This is a genomic window from Mycolicibacterium helvum (assembly GCF_010731895.1).
GTDB classification, from domain to species: Bacteria; Actinomycetota; Actinomycetes; order Mycobacteriales; family Mycobacteriaceae; genus Mycobacterium; species Mycobacterium helvum.
On the sequence record NZ_AP022596.1, the window covers coordinates 1550344 to 1568638 of the forward strand.

The following is an 18295-nucleotide window of genomic DNA, read 5'->3' on the forward strand; positions in this document are numbered from 1 at the left end:
GTCCAGTGCTCTCCAAGCTCACCACAACAAGACACGGAGATCCTCGTCCGGCGGCTCAGGCTCGTCGGGTTCGGGCGGATCGGGATCCTCATCGGGATCGCTGGGCGGAGAAACCAACCACAAGTGCCGACGCTCACGGGCGGTCACAGCGACCGACTCTGTATCGCTTCGGCCAGCCCACACACCGGCGCGATGGCATGCCGCTCCAGTTGTTGCAGCCGACGCCGATCGGCAGTAGCCGCAAAGTCGGCCAGTCCAGGCAGCTCAGCGTGGACTGCCAGCAATCCACAGGCCAGCAACCACGGCTCGGCCGACTTTCCCGCGATCGCGTTCCGAAGAGCCCCAACGACACCACCGGCCAGAGCGCCGACCCGACATGCGTCATAGGGTTCCAGGGCCGCGGCGGGGACCTCTAGAACCGCAAGCCGGCCAGTGCGTAGCCAGCCCTCGGTGATCAGCTGGTCACGCACCAAGGAAACGGCGCTACCGTGCTGTCCGGCGATCAGTTGTGCCCAAGTCGCCCGATTGTGGACACCGACCTGGGCGAACGCGGAACCTAAGACCTGATCGTCAGGGCTGGCCGCTTTGCCCGGAACGGGGTGACCGTCGCGCTCCACCAAAAAACCCGTCAGGTAGAGCTCGGTCAACATTGCCGCACCCAAGGCCAACCCGAACAGCGTGGAATCGTGGCTAGCGAATCGACCCCGCTTGGGGTCGAAAGCGAGCAAAAACAGCTGGCCGTGAAGCGTCGCCGGAACATGCGAGACGTCGGATAGAAGACCGCCAATGCGCTCCATGCCCCCTCCTCGCTGCCCGCCTCTGCGTCGACTCAAATTCCAAGTTGTCGCAGAACAGGTTCGAGACTCACCCCCCAACCGGGCAACGGCACCGCCGCTCCGGCTGAAACAACTGTCCCGCAAGTACCGCAAAACGTCATGCGTATCCCACTACTTCACTTTTCCCCGAACCACGTGCACGCCGGTGGGACAATGAACGAGGGCAACGAAGAAACGGTGACCGGCATGACTCTGACGCACATCGAGCAGCGGTCCGAACCGACCGAACACATCGCCGTGCGGTGCGTGGATTCCGACGTCCACCCCGTACCGCGACGCGGGGTGCTGATCGACTACATACCCGAGCCCTGGCGCTCGAAATACTTCCTCTCCCACCCCGTCGGCGAACAGATCTACTACGACGCCCCCGACTACGCGCACGCGTTCGCGATGCGCACCGATACCTTCCCCGACGACGGCGAGTTCGCCGGTAGCGACCCTGACCTGGCATTTCGCCAGCTGATCATGGAGGCAGGCGCCGATATCGCCATCCTGGAACCGCTGGCCCCCGGCGCACGGCTCGCCCAGGCGACACAGGCCGCGGCGATCGCCACCAACCTCTGGCTCGACGAGCACTGGCTGGACAGCAAGACCAACTGGCACCAGCGTTGGCGCGGATCGATCTCGGTGGCCATCGAGGACCCCGACGGGGCGGCCCGCGAGATCGAGAAGTGGGCCGGCCACCCCTACATGTCACAGGTCCTGATCAAGGCTGAACCCCGCCCGTCGTGGGGTGATCCGAAGTACGACCCGATCTGGGCGGCCGCCACCACACACGACATCACGGTGAGCTGCCATCTGGGCCGCGGTAAGTATGAGAACCTGCCCATCCCACCGGTCGGTTTGCCCAGCTACAACCACGATTTCATGGTCAGCTACTCGCTACTGGCCGCCAACCAGGTGATGAGCCTGATCTTCGACGGAGTCTTCGACCGCTACCCCACCCTGCGCATCGTGTTCGTCGAGCACGCCTTCAGCTGGATCCTGCCGCTGATGTGGCGCATGGACGCCCTCTACTCCGCGCGCAAGTCCTGGCTGGACATCACGCGCAAACCGTCCGAGTACGTCAAAGAACACATCAAATTCACCACCCAGCCCCTGGACTACCCCGAAGACAAAACCGAACTGCTACGGGCCTTCGAATGGATGGAATGCGAGAAGATCCTGCTCTTCTCCTCCGACTACCCGCACTGGACGTACGACGACCCACGCTGGCTGATCAAACACCTGCCCGAGCACGCGCGCGACGCGGTGATGTGGCGCAACGGTGTGCAGACCTACAAGCTGCCTACGTCAGTTCCTGTACTGGAAGGTCAGACGCGGGTGTTCTGAGCGTCACGCCACGAGCGCGCCTGGCCCGCACCAGACCGGCCACGCCCAGCACCGCCAGCACGCCGGCCGCGGTCACCAGAGCCCAGGTCAACATCATCAGCGGCGGGTCGTAGGCAGCCGAGGTCGTCGACGGCTGACCGTCGGCGACCGGCGCCACGAAGACCACGCTACGGACCTGCAGGCCGGTGATCACCGCGCCGGCCAGCGCCAGCGCGGCCAGCACCAGCTGGATGACATGCCTCATAGGGTGCTCGCCGCCTTGCCCTCGACCAGATCGGTGAGGGCGGCCCGCAAGCCCCGGTGGTTTCGCGCCCACGCCTGCGCGGTGCGCTTCCCGGTGAGCTCGACGCCGATCCCGGTGCGGCCGCGGGGCACCCCGGACAATTCACCCAGCGCCCGCGAGGTCTGCCACTTCTCCAGCGGCTCACGAGATTTCACGGAATGCTCCGCCACGGGGAACACCCTCACGATGTCACTCAAGGGGGTGACCTCGGCGCCCTGCCGCAAGGCATTCCGGGTCAGCTCGACGCTGGTGTGGATCCGTGCGGCCTTGACCTGCAGGCCCAGGAACCCCGTCACCAACACCAGGAAGATCAGCGGGACCCAGGGCTGGAAGCCCACCCCGCCCTTGAACTGGATCAGCAGCATCGCGACCGCTGCCGCTGGCCCGGCCACCAGCCAGTACCAGCTGGCACCGCTCTCATAGAACAGCCGTTCCGGCTGTTCAAGCGGCTGATCCTCAAGCATTGGACTCCGGCTCGTCGCCCGATTGGTACCACTGCTGTGCGGCGGGACGCATCACCAAGACGGCCGCGATTATCACCAGGACCAAGATAAACAACCACACCAGACCACTGGTCATCACCGAAAAAAGCGCCAACAGCACCGACAGCGCGACCGACAGCGCGACCGCCGCGCGCCGGAACCGAGTGTCGCCGCTACGGGTACGCCCGGCCAGATAACTCAACAACGCTCCGCTGACAATCCACAGCACGCCGACGCCTCGGAAGAACACCGGCACCGCATCACGCGACAACAACAACAGCAGGCCGGCCATGATCAGCAGGATCGCCGCCGCCAGCCAGCACCAGAAGGCTATGGAAACGAGACGCGGCCTGGGTTCGGTTGCGGTCATGGTCGGGCCAGCCTATCGGGTCACTTGGTGAAGAACCCGTGCGCGTCCTTCCGGTGCAACAGAACGGCGCCGCCCATGATCAGCACCGAGCCGATGATGCCGGTGACGGCAAAGATCACCGCCTGCGCGGTCTCGCGCTCGGTACTGAACAGACTGGCCCCGGTGTAGATGACGGTGGCCACCCCGCCACCGGTCAGCACGGTACGCGTCCAGCGATACCCGGACCGCATCAAGAACAGGAAGGTCAGCACCAGGGCGGCCATCATCAGCGCGAACAGCACGGTGACACCGATGACCAGGACCGAGGCGTGCTTGCTCCCGGCGAAGTAGGCGTCGGCGAGGTAGCCGGTCACCATCAACGGCAGCGCGATCAGCCACAGCCAGAATCCGGTGTCGACATCATCCGGGCGCGCGGGAGCCTCGGGCGGCGGTTGGTGGGTCACGCCGCCACCTCGCAAGCGAGGGCGCGGCGTGTCCGCCCATGGTTCGCTCCGCACGCGTCGCTCACGCCAGCCAGCCCGCGACGTCGGCAGCCCAGTAGGTCAAGACGATGTCGGCGCCGGCCCGCCGGATGCTGGTCAGCGACTCCAGCGCGGCGGCCCGCCCGTCGATCCATCCGTTGGCCGCGGCCGCGCTGATCATCGCGTACTCCCCCGATACCTGGTAGGCGGCAACGGGTACGGGCGAGACATCGGCGGCCGCACGCACGATGTCCAGGTATGCCATCGCGGGCTTGACCATGATGATGTCGGCACCCTCATCGATGTCGAGGGTGATCTCGCGTAACGCTTCTCGCGCGTTACCACTGTCCTGCTGATAGGTCCGCCGATCCCCCTGCAGGCTCGAGGCGACCGCATCGCGGAACGGCCCATAGAACGCGGACGCGAACTTCGCCGCATAAGCCAGGATCAGCACATCGGTGAAACCCGCCGCGTCGAGCCCGTCCCGGATGGCGGCGACCTGACCGTCCATCATGCCGCTCGGTCCGACCACCCGGGCACCCGATTCCGCCTGTGCCACAGCAAGTTTGACGTACTGCGCGTTGGTGGCTTCGTTATCGACGCGGCCACGGGCGTCGAGCACACCGCAGTGACCGTGATCGGTGAACTCATCAAGGCAGGTGTCGGCCATCAGTACGGTGTCATCGCCGAGGTCCTTGGCCAGGTCACGCAGAGCGACGTTGAGGATCCCGTCCGGGTCGACACCGCAGGATCCCAGGGCGTCCTTGTCCGTCTCGCGCGGCACCCCGAACAACATCAGCCCACCGACACCTGCGCCGACGGCCTGCTCGGCGGCGCGGCGCAACGAGTCCCGCGTGTGCTGGTGAACACCGGGCATGGACGCGATCGGCTGCGGCTCGTCGATCCCGTCGACGACGAACATCGGGAGCACCAGATGCCGTGGCTCTAAGGAGGTCTCGGCAGCCAACCGGCGCAGTGCCGGAGTTGAGCGCAGCCGACGAGGGCGCTGTCGTGGATAGCCGGGCAAGGTCATGCCTTATCTGTTTAGCGGCGCCGGCTCTTCTTGCGCGGCGGCGGCAGCGCACCCTCGGCACGCAGCCGGGCGGCATGCTCGGCCAGCGAATCGACCAGCGCACCCACGGCCGCCGTCTCGGGCTGAACATCGACCCGCAGGCCGAACTCCGCGGCCGTCTCCGCCGTCTTCGGTCCGATACATGCCACGATCGTGCGGGCGTGCGGCTTACCCGCGATGCCGACCAAGTTGCGCACCGTCGAGCTGGAGGTGAAGCACACGGCGTCGAACCCGCCGGTCTTGATCATCTCGCGGGTCTCGGCCGGCGGCGGTGCCGCGCGCACGGTGCGGTAGGCGGTCACGTCCTCGATTTCCCAGCCACGGTCGCGTAGGCCCTCGGCCAGGGTCTCGGTGGCGATATCGGCGCGCGGCAGCAGCACCCGGTTGACCGGATCGAAAATGCTGTCGTACTCCGGGAATTCGTCGAGCAGGCCCAACGAGGACTGCTCGCCGGATGGCACCAGCTCAGGGCTCACGCCGAAGGCCCGCACCCGGTCGGCCGTCGATTCGCCGACGCAGGCGATCTTGACACCGGAGAAGGCTCGGGCGTCCAGGCCGAACTCGCCGAACTTCTCCCACACCGCACGCACCGCGTTGGTGGAGGTGAACACCACCCACTGATAGCGGCCGTCGACCAAACCCTTGACGGCCCTTTCCATTTGGGCCGGGCTGCGCGGCGGCTCGACGGCGATGGTAGGTACCTCGATGGGCAGCGCACCATGGCCGACCAGCCGGTCGCTCATCTCGCCGGCCTGGTCCTTGGTGCGCGGCACCAGCACGGTCCAGCCGTACAGGGCCCGGCTCTCCCACCAGTTCAGCTTCGCGCGGTGGGCCACGGTCTTGCCGATGGTGGCCACCAGGGTGCCGGTCAACGGGCCGGCCGGATCGCTGTTGCAGGCCAGGGTCGCGCGGTCGGTCAGCCCGTTCAGGGTGGTCTCGACCGATCGTTGCGCACAGGTGGTTCCGTGGGAGGTGACCACGCACGGCGTGCCGTCGGCCAGGCCGTACTCGATCAGCGTGCGGGCGGCCTCGGGCAGGTGCGAGGCGCTCGCGGTCAGGATCAGCGGGCCGGGGGCGGCGGCCAGCGCTGCCCAGTCGACCTCGCCGCGCACGTCGGCGACGGTGTGCGCCGACCCCAGCGGCAACCCCGCGTAGGTCGGCACCGCGCTGGTGGCGGGCAGGCCCGGCACGATCTCGAACTCGGCGTGGGTGCGGGCCACCGCATTCACCTCGGTGATCACCGAGTCGATCGACAGCGGGTCACCGGCGACCAGGCGCACCACATCGAAGCCGGTCTTGGCCTCGTTCACCAGGGTCTTGGCCACCTCAGCGGGGTCACCGAGCGCGGGGCGGATGTCGGGACCAACCAAGACGATCGGCGACGCGGTCTCGTTCTGGCCGTCGGCAGGTGCGCCGTCCGGCGCCGGGGCGGGACCAACCGCGGGTGGCAGGTCGATGCCGACCACTGCCAGCACGGCCTGCGGCACGTCCGGGTCGGTGAACACCAGCGCGGCATTGGCCAAAACGGTGCGGGCGCGCGTCGTCAGCAGGTTGGGGTCGCCTGGACCCGCGCCGACGAACGTGATGTGTCCCGGCTTCGCCTTACGTCCCCGACCGCTCACATGCCCAGTCATCGTTTCACTCCCGCTCCACCGCATCATCGCGGAGTTGTACCGACATGACTTCGCGCGCACCGAGTTCGAACAACTCCGCGGCCACCGAGAGCCCCAGCTCTACGGGTCGGCCGGGAGTGCCGATACCGGACGCACGAATCACGTCGGATCCGTCTGCTGCCGCCACGCAGGCGCGCAGCGACAACTCGTCGAAGACGCGGCCGTCGTCATCGATGGACTCGACCACTTCGGCGATCGCGCCCACCGGTGCGGAACAACCCGCCTCCAGTTCGGCCAGCAGGACTCGCTCGGCGGTGACCGCGGCGCGGGTGTCGGGATCGTCCAACTCTCCCAACAGCGCCACGAGCTCGGTATCGCCCGCGCGGCACTCGACCGCAAGCGCACCTTGAGCCGGCGCTGGCAACATCTGCACCGGCTCCAGCGTCTCGGTGACATCGCCGAGTCGTCCGATGCGGGCCAGGCCCGCCCGGGCTACCACGATGGCGTCGAGATCACCACTGCTTACCCTGTTCAACCTGGTATCTAGGTTGCCTCTTAGGGGGCGAATTTCCAAACCGAGACCCAGTGCTCTAAGCTGCGCCGCCCGCCGCACGGAGCTCGTGCCGATCACCGAGCCCGCCGGCAACTCCCCCAACACCATCCCGTCGCGGGCCACCAACGCGTCGCGGGCGTCCTCCCGGCGAGGGATCGCGGCGATGGCGAACCGGTCGTCGGATGCCGTCGGCAAATCCTTATATGAGTGCACAGCCATGTCCACGCGGCCGTCGGCGATCGCTTCGCGCAGGGCGGCGGTGAACACGCCCACCCCAATCTCGGCGACTGGTTTGTCAGATCGGTCACCCTCGGTGCTGATGATGACCAGCTCGGCGGGATGCCCTCGCTCGATGAGTTGATCTCTAATGGTCCCGGCCTGCGTTGTCGCCAGCAGACTGCCCCGGGTGCCGATCCGGATTACCGCGTCGTTACTGCCGGCCAACCGTACTACCCGGTACCGTCGGCTCGGCCTTGATCGAACTCCGTTGCCGGCAGGGGTAATTCGCCTGCAGCAACGGCGTCGACGGCCTGTGGATCGAGTTCAAAAAGTTCCCGCAACGCCTCGGCGTAGGCGTCCCCGCCGGGCGAACTGGCCAGCTGCTTGACCCGCACGGTCGGCGCATGCAGCAGCTTGTCGACCACTCGGCGAACGGTGCGGGCGACCTCGTCACGCTGGGAATCGTTCAGACCGGGCAGCCGGTTGTCCAGCCGCAACAGTTCGGCCTCGACCACATCGGCGGCGCGCTGGCGAAGTGCGGTGACGGTGGGGGTGACCTCGGACATCCGCTGGCCGGCCAGGAAGCTGGCAACCTCGGCGGCGACGATCTGACGGGCGGCTTCGGCGTCGGCTGCCGCGGCGCGGGCGGACGGCTCACGCTGCACGCGGTCCATGTCGATGACCGAGACGCCGGGCAATCCAGCCACGGCGGGGTCGACATCGCGGGGCATCCCCAGGTCGCAGAGCACCAGCGGGGGGGCGGCCTCGTCGCGGCGGGTGCTGGCCAGCGCATGGTGCACATCGGCCAGCGACACCACCGGGCGGACCGCGCCGGTACAGCTGACCACGACATCGGCGGCGGCCAGTGCGGCCGGCAGATGCTCCAGGGTCAGCGCCTGCGCGGTGGCGCCCTGCTGACGGATGCTCTCGGCCAGCCGCTCCGCACGGGGCAGCGACCGGTTGACGACGTCGATGTGGGTGATCCCGGCCCGCAGCAGGTGCGCGACCGACAGGCCGCCCATCGAGCCGGCGCCGACGACGGTGGCGCTGCATCCGGCCAATCCGTCCAGGCGCGAACCAGCGATATCGAGTGCGACCGACACCACACTGGCGCCCGCGGCGTCGATCGCTGTCTCGGAGTGCACTCGCTTGCCCACCGACAGCGCGCGCTGGGCCAGGTCGTGCAGGATCCGGCCGACGGTCTTGTTGGTCTCGGCATTGGCGTAGGCACGACGGACCTGGCCGAGTACCTGCTGTTCACCGATGACCGCGCTGTCCAGGCCGCTGGCAACGGCGAAGAGGTGCTCGACGGCGGCCTCGCTGTAGCGGACGTAGGCGTACTTGGTCAGATCGCCCATCGACATTCCGGAGTGCTCGGCAAGCACCTGCCCGATCGCCGACAGACCGCCGTGGAAGGCGTCTACCACCGCGTAGACCTCGACCCGGTTACAGGTGGACAGCACCATCGCCTCGGTCACCAGCGGCGACTGCAAGAGCTCATCGACGATCTTGACCTGATCGGACTCATCCGTGGACAACTGCTCAAGGACGGAAACCGGAGCGCTGCGATGCGACACCCCGAACAGCAGCACGCTCACGGCACGATCACCTGGCCCGCTCCCTTGCTGTCACGGAATGCTCCGTTAGTGAAACTTACTTCCACGGTAAACGCTGCGCAGGCGGCTGGCCAAATTCCGGCGGTCGTTCACCCGTCGTCGTCGACGACCGCGCGGCCGCGAGCGAGATCAGCCCGTAGCCGCGCAACGTCGACATCCCAGTAGCTGTGCTCGCGCCCGTTGAGCAGGACGACGGGCAGACGGTCGCCGAATTCGGCTCGTAACGCGCTGTTCCCGGCAGTCGCCGCGGCGTCGACGTCGGTGGCGGACAGCTCGAAATCAAGTTCGGTGGCCAGCTCCGCCAGCCGGTCGTAGACCTGCTCGCAGATGGTGCACCCGGCCCGGGTCAACAGCTCGACGTGTGCGCGGCTCACCCGAGCAAGTGTCGCAGTTAGGGTTGACCCATGGGGCCCGGGGACCACGACCAGGAACTTGCGGGAGATGCGAGCGCCGAACGCGCCGCCGACGAGTTGGTCGCCGAGCAGGTCAGCGCCGTGGCACGCGACGCCAGCATGGCCGCGCATCGTGAGCCGGGGCCGCAGGCCGCCGAGCCGGCCGAGCCGCCGCCCGCCGACCTCACCGCCGCGGCGTTCTTCGACGTGGACAACACGCTGGTGCAGGGCTCGTCGCTGGTGCATTTCGGTCGCGGCCTGGCCGCCCGCAAGTACTTCACCTACGCCGACATGGCCAAGTTCATCTACGCGCAGGCCAAGTTCCAGCTGACCGGCCGGGAGAACAGCGACGACGTCGCCGAGGGCAGGGCAAAGGCACTGGCCTTCATCGAGGGCCGGTCGACCGCCGAACTGATCGCGGTCGGCGAGGAGATCTACGACGACATCATCGCCGACAAGATCTGGCCCGGCACCCGGGCGCTGGCCCAGATGCATCTGGATGCCGGCCAGCAGGTCTGGCTGGTCACTGCCACGCCCTACGAGCTGGCGGACACGATCGCCCGGCGGCTGGGTTTGACTGGTGCGCTGGGTACCGTCGCCGAGTCCGAGAACGGGGTGTTCACCGGCCGGCTGGTGGGCGACATCCTGCACGGGGTCGGCAAGGCGCATGCGGTGCGACAGCTGGCCGTCCGCGAGGGGCTCAACCTCAAACGCTGCACCGCCTACTCCGACAGCTACAACGACGTGCCGATGCTGTCCCTGGTCGGAACGGCGGTCGCCATCAACCCGGACGCCAACCTGCGTGAGCTGGCTCGTGAGCGCGGCTGGGAGATCCGCGATTTCCGGACCGCGCGCAAGGCGGCCCGCATCGGCGTGCCCTCAGCGCTGGCGCTGGGAGCGGTCGGCGGGGCGCTCGCCGCGGCCGTCTCGCGCAGGCGCTAGCTCCGCTCAACGCGGCTCACCCCCGCCGCCACCGCAATACCCGCTGATAGGCTCCCCGGGTGTCAATCGCCAGCGACATCATCGGAACGCACTACCGGTACCCGGACTATTACCTGGTCGGCCGGGAGAAGATCCGTGAGTACGCCAAAGCGATCCAGTCGGACAATGAGCTGTACTACAGCGAGGAAGCGGCCAAGGCCGCCGGCTACGCCGACGTGGTGGCCCCGCTGACGTTCATTGCGATCGCCGGCCGCCAAGTGCAGTTGGACATCTTCCGAAACTTCGATGTCGGCATCAATATCGCCCGGGTCATTCACCGCGACCAGAAGATCCTTTTCCACCGGCCGATCGTGGCGGGTGACAAATTGTTCTTCGACTCCTGGCTGGATTCGGTGGTCGAATCATTCGGCACCGTCATCACTGAATTGCGCAGTGAAGTCACCGACGAAGACGGCAAACCCGTGATGACGACGATCGTGACAATGATCGGCGAAGCCGAGGGCGACGAACAGACCAACGCTCAGGTGGCGGCGATCGCCGCGGCGGCGTTGGGCAGGCAAACCGCGCGCTGATTGGCGGCGCTGCGAGCTGACCCGAGCCGCTCAGCCCAAGAACATGTTGCGACGCTTGGTCAGCAACTGGTACAGCGTCTGCTGGATGGTCTCGCGTACCTGGTCGGTCAACTCGAAGGTGACCATCGGGTCGTCGGCTGCCGATTCGTCGTAGTCGGCCGTCTCGATCGGCGTCCCAAATGCGATGTGCCACTTGGACGGAAGCGGCACCAGCCCGGCAGGGCCGGCCAGCGGGAACAGCGGTGTGATCGGGAAGTAGGGCAACCCCAGCACCCGCGCGAGCAGCTTCACGTCGGCGATCATCGGGTAGATCTCCTCGGAGCCGACGATCGAGCACGGGATGATCGGCGCCTTGGTTCGCAGCGCCGCCGAGACGAACCCGCCGCGACCGAATCGCTGCAGCTTGTAGCGATCCCGGAAGTGCTTGCCCAAGCCCTTGTAGCCCTCGGGGAACACCGCCGTCAGCTCGCCGCCCACCAGCAGCCGGTGCGCATCGACGGTGGACGCCATGGTGTGGCCGGCCTTGCGGGCGATCGGGCCCATCATCGGCATGTCGAAGACCATGTCGGCCGCCAGCAACCGCAAGTCCCGGTTGTTCGGATGGTGGTCGTGCACCGCCACCGACAACATCAACCCGTCGAACGGCAACGTCCCGGCGTGATTGGCGACCAGTAGGCCGGCGCCATTCTTCGGCAGGTTCTCAATGCCGCTGACCTCAACCCGGAACCAATTCTGGAAAAAGAAACGCAGCAAAGGCAGGACGAGCGCGTTGTTGAACTGCGGATCGAAACCGAATTCGTCAACCGTGTAATCGCCGGTGAGTCGCTTGGACACGAAATCAGCGATTGCCGAAATACGTTGGGCCAGTTCATTAGGAGCCTCGGCGGCGCCACCAATTGTGCCCGCGCCGCGGCGCGCATCGATTTCTCTGACGACAGCGGCAATATCTTCCGCCGACGCGCGGGTACCGGGGTCGGCCAGCAGCGAGGGATGTCGGCGCGCCGCCTCCGCGCGCTGGGCGGCCCGTCGGGCAGCCGCAGCCCGCGTTGAATTTGAGTGCAGCGGAATCACTTTCGCCTTGGAATCACCCGCCACGTCGGCTACCTTCTCCCCACCATCGGCCCATCAGCCGCCCCATCGCTGCGCAACGGCGACCGCGCGACTCTCCAGAGAGCGTACCCATTTCGGGTCGATGATCGGGGTCAAACCTCGGCCACGCACGTAATCGTCGAAGGCCTCTATCGTCGTCCATTTCGGCGCAAAGCCCAACTCGGAGCGCATTCTGGTGGTGTCCATGACGCGTCCGTAATTTAGCCAGTCCATCTGGTCACGGTTGAGGTCGGAAGGCCGGCCCGTCCGTCGCAACGAATACAGTGCCCAAACCCCGGAATTCGGCAACGGAACCGCAACCCGTCCGGAACGCCGGATCGCCTGCGACATCATGATCACGCCGTCGGCTCCGATGTTGAACGTGCCCGACTTGCCCGCCATCGTGGCGCGCTCCAGCGCCCCCAACGCGTCCTGCTCGTGCAGCAGCTGCAGTCGCGCGTCATGGCCCAGCACCGTGGTCACCAACGGACCGGCCAGATAGCGCGACAACGCGGTATCCATGGCCGGGCCGATCATGTTGGCCAGCCGCAGGATCGTGACGGCGATATCGGGCCTACGCCGGCCCAGCCCACGCACGTAGCCCTCGATGTCGATGCTGTCGCGGGCGAAGCCCTCACCCGGCGGCCGACGGCTACTGCTGTCCTCGGTGTAGACCACCGGGTCGTGCGCGTGCGACCCGTATACCTCGGAGGTCGACTTCAGGATCACCCGGCGCACCGACGGCGCCTTCTGGCAGGCCGCGAACAACTGCATGGCGCCCATGACGTTGATTTCCTTCAACGTGGCACGCCCACCCGAACGCGGGGCATAGGAGGCCGCCGAGGCATGCACGACCGTGTCGACTTCGCCGTTTCGAATCACCTTGGCGATAAACGGGTTTCGAATGTCGGCGCGGACGAACTCGGCCCGACCCATCCGGCGCAGAAGGTCTTTGCTCGGTGCAACAGCATCGACCGCGATGACCTTGTTGATCAACGGGTTCTGCACCAGCCGCGCGGTCAGGTACCCGCCGAGGAACCGGCAGGCCCCGGTGACCAGCACGACCTTCGGGTAGTGCGGGGCTTCGGTGTCGGTGCCGCCGGAATCCATCAGGACAGCCTATCGGCTTGCGACTGCACCCGGCATGGCTCAAGAGCTGCCGGGCTGGGACTGGCCCAGTGCCCGGCAGAGAGCTACTTACCGAGTTTTCTGCGCTGGACCCGGGTACGACGCAGCAACTTGCGGTGCTTCTTCTTCGACATGCGCTTGCGCCGCTTCTTGATGACTGAACCCATGAAATCCGTTACCTAAACCTTTGCAGTGCCTGCACCAGAGCAGGCTTGTCTATGTCCCGGACACCTTACCTAAGCAGGGATGCGGAACGGAAAACGCCCTCGGCCCAACGAGCTAGCCCGCGTCGAAGTACGACGTCTCCAGCAAGTCGTGGACGGCCTTGGCATGCACCCGGAACGACCGACCGACCCGCACTGCGGGCAGCTCACCGTTGTGCACCAGGCGGTACACCGTCATCTTGCTGACCCGCATCAGCGAGGCCACTTCGGCGACGGTCAGAAATTGAGCTCTGGCGGCCGGAGCACTATCGGCGCCACCGGCATCCCGCGCCGATTTTCCAGCCGAATCCCGCGCCGATGGCCCGTTCATAGACGTCATCGCAACCCAATCCGTCAGGCACGGGCAGTTCCAGCGGCTTCCCCACCGCTGGCACCCAGCCGTGCATACACGAGGAGAATAGCGTGGCGGGTGGGGTTACTGCGACGGGTGTGGGTAGATCCATCAGAAAATTGTTGAACTACTCTGATGTAATTCCTAGCTGCTCAGAGCGTGTTTTCGCGGCATCGATGGCAGCAGTGACGGCCGCCCGCACCCCACCACTCTCGAGTTCCCGCAGGCCAGCGGCGGTGGTCCCGCCCGGGGAGGTAACCATCGCGCGCAGCCGGGCCGGGGACGTGTCCAGCCCGCTGTCTACGCCGGCTGCGCGCTCGCTGTCGAGGCGTTCCAGGAGCATGGCCGCCGATCCGGCCATCGTCTGCACCGCAAGATCGGTCGCGACTGCTCTGCTGAGGCCATTCGCGACCGCTGCGTCGACCAATGCTTCGACGAAAAGGAAGAAATACGCCGGCCCCGAACCGGAGACCGCGGTGACGGCGTCGAGCTGGCTTTCCGGCACGGTCAGCACGTCGCCGACGCACTTGAACACCGCCGCGACGTCGGCGAGCTGCTCAGCTGTGGCAAACCGGCCCGCAGCGAGCGCGCTGACGCCCGCACCGACCAACGCGGGGGCGTTGGGCATCACCCGGACCACCGGCGAGCCAGCGGGCAGCCGGGACTCGTAAAAGCCGATCGTCACGCCAGCGACGACGGTCACGAAGACCTGTTCGATGGTGTCGCTCTCGGCCTGGGCGGCGGCGTCGGCGATGGCGGCGACGACCGACTCGGCGTCGCCGGGTTTCACAGCGACGATCACGAACGCCGCGGTTTCGACCGCCTCGGCGACCGTAGCCATCCGAACCGAGTACTTCTCGCCCAAGTAGCGGGCCCGTTCCGGCATCCGCTCCGACACCACAAGGTCTTTAACCTGCCGGCCCGCCCGAAGGAGCCCGGCAAGGATCGCCTCGCCCATACTGCCGCCGCCGATGATCGCGATTCTGGCCATGTCGGAAGACCCTAGCGGGCCTGAGCAAACGTTATTGGGCGGGCACCAAGGCCAGCTGACGGGTCTGCACGATGATGCGCCCCGCGCTGTCAACCACAATGTGGTCTTCGTCGAACCAGTCCTGACCGATCTGCGTCGTCGTACAGGCCACCCGCAGCCAGCCGTCATCGGGCCTGCCGCGTAGGTACGCGGTCATCTGCACCGTGGGAGCCCAGCCCCGGCGGTTCACCGCGTAGCAGACCGGCACCGAGATGTCGCCGCACATCAGCGCGAACAACACGTCCACCGGACCCTCCTTGGGCCGGACCCAGATCGTGAACACCGGTGCCCCGGCCTCGGTGACCGTCTCGGTCAGCTCCGGACGGATGTCGCAGCCGCGAGCCAGATTGTTGATCGCCGCGGCGGGATGGCCCGGGCCGATCGGCTCGATATGCGCGGGCGGCTCCACACTCATCAACGCCGTCACCGGATTGGCCGACAGCAAGGGCGCCACGTGGTGCTCCGGATCACCCAGCGTGACGACGGCCCGCACGCAGACTCGCTCGCCCTGGGATAGCGCCACATCGACCAGGCCGATGCGACGGCCGCGCTTCTGCACTCCGGTGATCAGCCGGACCGGTCCGGGGTCGGGCGCGGACAGAAAATCCGCCGACACCGCCACCGGTTCAAAGCCCTCATAGGCATACGCCTCGCGAGCCGCCTTGGCGCACAACGCCAACATCACGCCGCCGTGGATTTTCGGCCCAATTGTCCAGTGCTCGTTGAGATTTGCCTCGAAGCCGCCATCAAGCGGGTGCAACGCCATCACATCGTCGAACCGGGGGTACATCAATACCTCTCTCGTTCAGCGCAACAGGTGGGTGCGCGCGAACTGAAGCGACTCGACCAGAAGCTCCTCCCGCTCAGCTTTGGTGCGCGCACCCGAGGTGGTGACCTCGAGGATCACATGCCCGGTGAAGTCGCTGGCCGCCAGCATCTGGCATACCTCCGCGGTCGGCTGCGTCCCACGGCCGGGCACCAGATGTTCATCGGTCGACGCACCGTTGCCGTCGCACAGGTGCAGGTGCACCAGCCCGGAGCCCATCCGCTCGGCCATCTCCAGGGCGTCGGTGCCCGCCGTCGCGGTATGCGACAGGTCCAACGTGTAGTGGGCGTGGTTGCCGTCGAGCGGGTCGTAGGACGGCGCGAACGCCGAAATCCCAACGCCGGGACGGCCACCGCGCTTACGCATCCGTTCGATCGACGGGTCCCCTGAGCCGAAGAACCGGTCGGTGCGGAACGGGAACATATTCTCCACCGCCACCAGCACATCGCTGCGGCTCTCCAACTCGGCGACCTGCTCGCTGAATCCGTCGGCGTACCGGCGCTGCCACCGGAATGGTGGGTGCACCACCACGGTCTGTGCACCGAGCCGCTCGGCGGCCTGCACGCTGCGGGTCAGCTTCGGGATGGGGTTGGCCCCCCACACCCGCTGAGAGATCAGCAGACAGGGCGCGTGCACCGACAACACCGGCATGTTGTAGCGGCGCGACAGCTTGGCGATGGCCCCGACGTCCTGGCTGACCGTCTCGGCCCACACCATGAGTTCGACACCGTCGTAACCTAATTCGGCCGCGTACTCGAAAGCGGCCTCGGTCCTCAGCGGATAGACCGAGGCCGTCGACAGACCGACCTTGATTGCGGGGCGCACTGATGAATCAGGTCGATTGCAACAGCGCCAACGGGCCGAGTGTGACCAGCGCACCGACCGCAACCGCGATCAGAGTGCTGGCGATGTCCTCGGTTTTCCGGACGATTCGAACGGCCACCACAAGGCCAAGGATGACCAATACCGACAGCACGAGGGCGACGATGTTGTTCCACCGCCACAGCTGGTCGAAAGCGATGAACAACCCCGCGCCGAACACGACGGCCAGAATCGACTGGCCGACCACCAGAAGGGCGCGCCACAGCGTGGTGAGCCTGCCCTCGCGGGGATGCTCCTCGGCTGCGTCGGCAGCCACGTCGGTGGCCACCGCCGCCGCGCCGCGGTCGTGTCCGTCGTCTTGCTCGACGCCGCGCCGAGCCAGATCGTCGGCCACTGTCTGGCCACTGAACAACGTGCCACCGGAGGACCGCAGATACGACTGCAGCTCGGCGGCCTCAGCGACCTGTTCGTCAGGAGCCAGGTCCAGCGCCGGGGCCGCTTCGTCGAGTGGATCGAAGGCCATCTGTTCGGCGTCCGAGGCTTCAGCGGCCGCAGAAGCCCCAGCGTCGGCTCCTTGGCCCTGTTCGGGCCGGCGCAGGGGACGGGGGTCGTAGCTACGCTCAGGGCCGCGTTCACGCCGTGGGAGCGGGCTGTCCGCGCGCGGCGGTGGTGCGTCGAACGGTCGTGCCGGCTCCTCGTCCACCTCGTCGACCGCGGGGGCCGATCCGTTGGTGACCGGTACCCCGACGGCTTCAGGGACGACCGGCTGCGCATCGACTGGCTCGTCGTCGACCGGCTCCCCGGCCACCTCGACATCGGTGACCTCGACATCGCGCGCGATGGGAATCTCGCCGGTCCGAATGATCGGGATCTCGCCGGTCAGTTCGGCGACGGTCACCGCGTCACTGTTACCGCGCCGACGACGGCGCCGCCCGCCGACCGGCGGCGAGCCGATCGTTCCGTTCTTGGCAAGCAGCTCGGCGACTGAAATGGGCCGACTGTTCTCGCTGTCATCTGGTGCAGTCATCGTGTGCCTCTCGATCGGGCGCCAGTCGACCGATCAAAACCCTTGTGCCCAGCATCCCCCACGGAGGTTTCCACCAGGGCAGTTCCATCAGCTTCGCTGTCGAGTCGGCGCAGGATAATGCCCTCGCGCAGCGCCCACGGACAGATATCGACCGATTCCAAGGAGAGTGCTCGCATGCTTGCCTCCGCCACCAAAGCACCGGCCACGATCTGTGGCGCACGCTCGGCACTGACTCCCTCCAACTCGGCACGATCTGTCGTGGTCATCCTAGAGATGAAAGATATGAGCTGCCTCAGGCCATTGGCCGTCAGCGTTCGCTTGACCCTGGGCCCCGCCCCAGAGGGCGCCGCACCAGTGAGGCGGGCCAGCGAGCGGAACGTTTTCGACGTCGCCACCGCGAGGTCGGGACGGCCGGCGTCCAGGACGAACGCACTGGCCTCGCCGAGCTCGTTGTCCAGCCAGTCACGGAGCATGGCCACCCGGCGCCGGCCCGGCGGATCGTCGGGCAGCCACTCGCGGGTGAGCCGGCCGGCGCCCAGCGGCAGCGACAACGCCACCTCAGGCGCCTCGTCGACCCCGTTGGACAGCTCCAGCGATCCACCACCGATGTCGAGGTTGATGATCCGCCCGGCACTCCAGCCGTACCACCGCCGCACGGCCAGGAAGGTCAGCCGGGATTCGTTGGCGCCGGACAGGACTTGCAGGTTGACCCCGGTTTCAGCCAGCACGCGGGCAAGGACGTCCTCAGAGTTCTTGGCGTCGCGGACGGCGGACGTCGCGAACGCCATCAGGTCGGCGCAGCCAGAACTCGCCGCGATCTTGGCAAACTCGTCGACGGTGTCGACCAGCTTGTCGGAGCCGCGACGGGTGAGCTTGCCGGAGTCGTCGATCGCCTCGGCGAGGCGAAGCGCCGCCTTTGTCGAACTCATCGGAGTTGGATGCCCGCCACGGTGCGCATCGACCACCAGCAGATGAACCGTATTGCTGCCCACGTCGAGCACACCTAATCGCACGTGATCAAAACTAGCCTGACGGTGACGCGCTTCACGTGCGACATGGGGCAAAAGCCAACGAG

At 66.9% G+C, this 18295-nt stretch carries 23 protein-coding genes; 3 read left to right on the forward strand and 20 right to left on the reverse strand.

All coding sequences use genetic code 11. The features are described 5' to 3' along the window. Positions 1 to 18: 18 nt before the first annotated feature. The gene (locus tag G6N38_RS30985; RefSeq protein WP_281357897.1) at positions 19 to 147 is read right to left on the reverse strand and encodes a hypothetical protein; all 129 of its coding nucleotides are present in this window, start codon (positions 145 to 147) and stop codon (positions 19 to 21) included. Beyond that, positions 144 to 797: a GOLPH3/VPS74 family protein gene (locus G6N38_RS07175; RefSeq protein ID WP_163746887.1), complete on the reverse strand. Its 654-nt coding sequence runs from the start codon at positions 795 to 797 to the stop codon at positions 144 to 146. Before G6N38_RS07175 ends, G6N38_RS30985 begins: the two co-directional genes overlap by 4 nt. A gap of 225 nt (positions 798 to 1022) precedes the next feature. Here G6N38_RS07175 and G6N38_RS07180 point away from each other — a divergent pair, with 225 nt between their 5' ends. Next, complete coding sequence (locus tag G6N38_RS07180) at positions 1023 to 2168, forward strand: amidohydrolase family protein (protein WP_163746888.1); 1146 nt, start codon at positions 1023 to 1025, stop codon at positions 2166 to 2168. On the opposite strand, the gene G6N38_RS07185 is transcribed toward G6N38_RS07180, so the two are convergent. From G6N38_RS07185 to G6N38_RS07225, 9 genes are all read right to left on the reverse strand, one after another. Beyond that, a complete protein-coding gene (locus G6N38_RS07185) occupies positions 2125 to 2412 on the reverse strand; it encodes a hypothetical protein (protein ID WP_163746889.1) in 288 nt (95 codons plus the stop codon). The genes G6N38_RS07180 and G6N38_RS07185 overlap by 44 nt on opposite strands. After that, positions 2409 to 2915, reverse strand: coding sequence for a transport-regulating membrane protein Mce1N (locus tag G6N38_RS07190; protein ID WP_163746890.1), 507 nt, complete (start codon positions 2913 to 2915; stop codon positions 2409 to 2411). The genes G6N38_RS07185 and G6N38_RS07190 overlap by 4 nt, the downstream gene beginning before the upstream one ends. After that, complete coding sequence (locus tag G6N38_RS07195; RefSeq protein WP_163746891.1) at positions 2908 to 3303, reverse strand: hypothetical protein; 396 nt, start codon at positions 3301 to 3303, stop codon at positions 2908 to 2910. The genes G6N38_RS07190 and G6N38_RS07195 overlap by 8 nt, the downstream gene beginning before the upstream one ends. A gap of 20 nt (positions 3304 to 3323) precedes the next feature. Continuing rightward, on the reverse strand, positions 3324 to 3746 hold the full coding sequence (locus G6N38_RS07200) for a hypothetical protein (RefSeq protein ID WP_163746892.1): 423 nt from the start codon (positions 3744 to 3746) through the stop codon (positions 3324 to 3326). A gap of 61 nt (positions 3747 to 3807) precedes the next feature. Then, on the reverse strand, positions 3808 to 4797 hold the full coding sequence (gene hemB, locus G6N38_RS07205; protein ID WP_163746893.1) for a porphobilinogen synthase: 990 nt from the start codon (positions 4795 to 4797) through the stop codon (positions 3808 to 3810). 11 nt (positions 4798 to 4808) lie between these two features. After that, a complete protein-coding gene (locus tag G6N38_RS07210; protein ID WP_163751857.1) occupies positions 4809 to 6458 on the reverse strand; it encodes a bifunctional uroporphyrinogen-III C-methyltransferase/uroporphyrinogen-III synthase in 1650 nt (549 codons plus the stop codon). A gap of 16 nt (positions 6459 to 6474) precedes the next feature. Further along, positions 6475 to 7446 (reverse strand): hydroxymethylbilane synthase, encoded by a 972-nt coding sequence (hemC, locus tag G6N38_RS07215; RefSeq protein WP_163746894.1) that lies wholly within the window; start codon positions 7444 to 7446, stop codon positions 6475 to 6477. A 5-nt stretch (positions 7447 to 7451) separates the two neighbouring features. Further along, complete coding sequence (locus G6N38_RS07220) at positions 7452 to 8819, reverse strand: glutamyl-tRNA reductase (RefSeq protein WP_163746895.1); 1368 nt, start codon at positions 8817 to 8819, stop codon at positions 7452 to 7454. Positions 8820 to 8926: 107 nt separating this feature from the next. Next, positions 8927 to 9211: a glutaredoxin family protein gene (locus tag G6N38_RS07225; RefSeq protein WP_246227758.1), complete on the reverse strand. Its 285-nt coding sequence runs from the start codon at positions 9209 to 9211 to the stop codon at positions 8927 to 8929. 30 nt (positions 9212 to 9241) lie between these two features. On the opposite strand from G6N38_RS07225, the gene G6N38_RS07230 reads away from it, so the two are divergent. Together G6N38_RS07230 and G6N38_RS07235 are read left to right on the forward strand one after the other, a co-directional pair. Continuing rightward, a complete protein-coding gene (locus G6N38_RS07230; protein ID WP_163746897.1) occupies positions 9242 to 10171 on the forward strand; it encodes an HAD family hydrolase in 930 nt (309 codons plus the stop codon). Between the two features lie 59 nt (positions 10172 to 10230). After that, positions 10231 to 10743, forward strand: a complete 513-nt coding sequence (locus tag G6N38_RS07235; RefSeq protein WP_163746898.1) for an FAS1-like dehydratase domain-containing protein — start codon at positions 10231 to 10233, stop codon at positions 10741 to 10743. A gap of 30 nt (positions 10744 to 10773) precedes the next feature. Here G6N38_RS07235 and G6N38_RS07240 read toward each other — a convergent pair whose 3' ends face one another. The 9 genes from G6N38_RS07240 to G6N38_RS07280 form a co-directional block, all read right to left on the reverse strand. Beyond that, the gene (locus G6N38_RS07240) at positions 10774 to 11838 is read right to left on the reverse strand and encodes a lysophospholipid acyltransferase family protein (RefSeq protein ID WP_163746899.1); all 1065 of its coding nucleotides are present in this window, start codon (positions 11836 to 11838) and stop codon (positions 10774 to 10776) included. Between the two features lie 30 nt (positions 11839 to 11868). Then, entirely contained in the window at positions 11869 to 12942 is a 1074-nt protein-coding gene (locus tag G6N38_RS07245; protein ID WP_163746900.1) for an SDR family oxidoreductase, read from the reverse strand. Between the two features lie 83 nt (positions 12943 to 13025). Next, positions 13026 to 13127: a 30S ribosomal protein bS22 gene (locus G6N38_RS07250; RefSeq protein ID WP_003402602.1), complete on the reverse strand. Its 102-nt coding sequence runs from the start codon at positions 13125 to 13127 to the stop codon at positions 13026 to 13028. A gap of 112 nt (positions 13128 to 13239) precedes the next feature. After that, positions 13240 to 13503 (reverse strand): helix-turn-helix domain-containing protein, encoded by a 264-nt coding sequence (locus G6N38_RS07255; protein ID WP_163746901.1) that lies wholly within the window; start codon positions 13501 to 13503, stop codon positions 13240 to 13242. Between the two features lie 139 nt (positions 13504 to 13642). Beyond that, a complete protein-coding gene (gene proC / locus G6N38_RS07260; protein WP_163746902.1) occupies positions 13643 to 14506 on the reverse strand; it encodes a pyrroline-5-carboxylate reductase in 864 nt (287 codons plus the stop codon). 31 nt (positions 14507 to 14537) lie between these two features. Next, on the reverse strand, positions 14538 to 15335 hold the full coding sequence (locus G6N38_RS07265) for a thioesterase family protein (RefSeq protein WP_163746903.1): 798 nt from the start codon (positions 15333 to 15335) through the stop codon (positions 14538 to 14540). Between the two features lie 15 nt (positions 15336 to 15350). Beyond that, positions 15351 to 16196, reverse strand: a complete 846-nt coding sequence (locus G6N38_RS07270; protein WP_163746904.1) for a sugar phosphate isomerase/epimerase family protein — start codon at positions 16194 to 16196, stop codon at positions 15351 to 15353. A 7-nt stretch (positions 16197 to 16203) separates the two neighbouring features. Then, complete coding sequence (locus G6N38_RS07275) at positions 16204 to 17220, reverse strand: Rv0497 family membrane protein (protein ID WP_163746905.1); 1017 nt, start codon at positions 17218 to 17220, stop codon at positions 16204 to 16206. Continuing rightward, positions 17217 to 18233: a Ppx/GppA family phosphatase gene (locus G6N38_RS07280; protein WP_163746906.1), complete on the reverse strand. Its 1017-nt coding sequence runs from the start codon at positions 18231 to 18233 to the stop codon at positions 17217 to 17219. The genes G6N38_RS07275 and G6N38_RS07280 overlap by 4 nt, the downstream gene beginning before the upstream one ends. Positions 18234 to 18295: the final 62 nt, after the last annotated feature.

What these genes read in the sequence shown, in the direction of transcription:
- G6N38_RS07175 (WP_163746887.1), bottom strand. Translation starts at nt 797, where the DNA reads ATGGAGCGCATTGGCGGTCTTCTATCCGACGTCTCGCATGTTCCGGCG.
- G6N38_RS07180 (WP_163746888.1), top strand. Translation starts at nt 1,023, where the DNA reads ATGACTCTGACGCACATCGAGCAGCGGTCCGAACCGACCGAACACATC.
- G6N38_RS07185 (WP_163746889.1), bottom strand. Translation starts at nt 2,412, where the DNA reads ATGAGGCATGTCATCCAGCTGGTGCTGGCCGCGCTGGCGCTGGCCGGC.
- G6N38_RS07190 (WP_163746890.1), bottom strand. Translation starts at nt 2,915, where the DNA reads ATGCTTGAGGATCAGCCGCTTGAACAGCCGGAACGGCTGTTCTATGAG.
- G6N38_RS07195 (WP_163746891.1), bottom strand. Translation starts at nt 3,303, where the DNA reads ATGACCGCAACCGAACCCAGGCCGCGTCTCGTTTCCATAGCCTTCTGG.
- hemB (WP_163746893.1), bottom strand. Translation starts at nt 4,797, where the DNA reads ATGACCTTGCCCGGCTATCCACGACAGCGCCCTCGTCGGCTGCGCTCA.
- G6N38_RS07230 (WP_163746897.1), top strand. Translation starts at nt 9,242, where the DNA reads ATGGGGCCCGGGGACCACGACCAGGAACTTGCGGGAGATGCGAGCGCC.
- G6N38_RS07245 (WP_163746900.1), bottom strand. Translation starts at nt 12,942, where the DNA reads ATGGATTCCGGCGGCACCGACACCGAAGCCCCGCACTACCCGAAGGTC.
- G6N38_RS07250 (WP_003402602.1), bottom strand. Translation starts at nt 13,127, where the DNA reads ATGGGTTCAGTCATCAAGAAGCGGCGCAAGCGCATGTCGAAGAAGAAG.
- G6N38_RS07255 (WP_163746901.1), bottom strand. Translation starts at nt 13,503, where the DNA reads ATGACGTCTATGAACGGGCCATCGGCGCGGGATTCGGCTGGAAAATCG.
- proC (WP_163746902.1), bottom strand. Translation starts at nt 14,506, where the DNA reads ATGGCCAGAATCGCGATCATCGGCGGCGGCAGTATGGGCGAGGCGATC.
- G6N38_RS07265 (WP_163746903.1), bottom strand. Translation starts at nt 15,335, where the DNA reads ATGTACCCCCGGTTCGACGATGTGATGGCGTTGCACCCGCTTGATGGC.
- G6N38_RS07275 (WP_163746905.1), bottom strand. Translation starts at nt 17,220, where the DNA reads ATGACTGCACCAGATGACAGCGAGAACAGTCGGCCCATTTCAGTCGCC.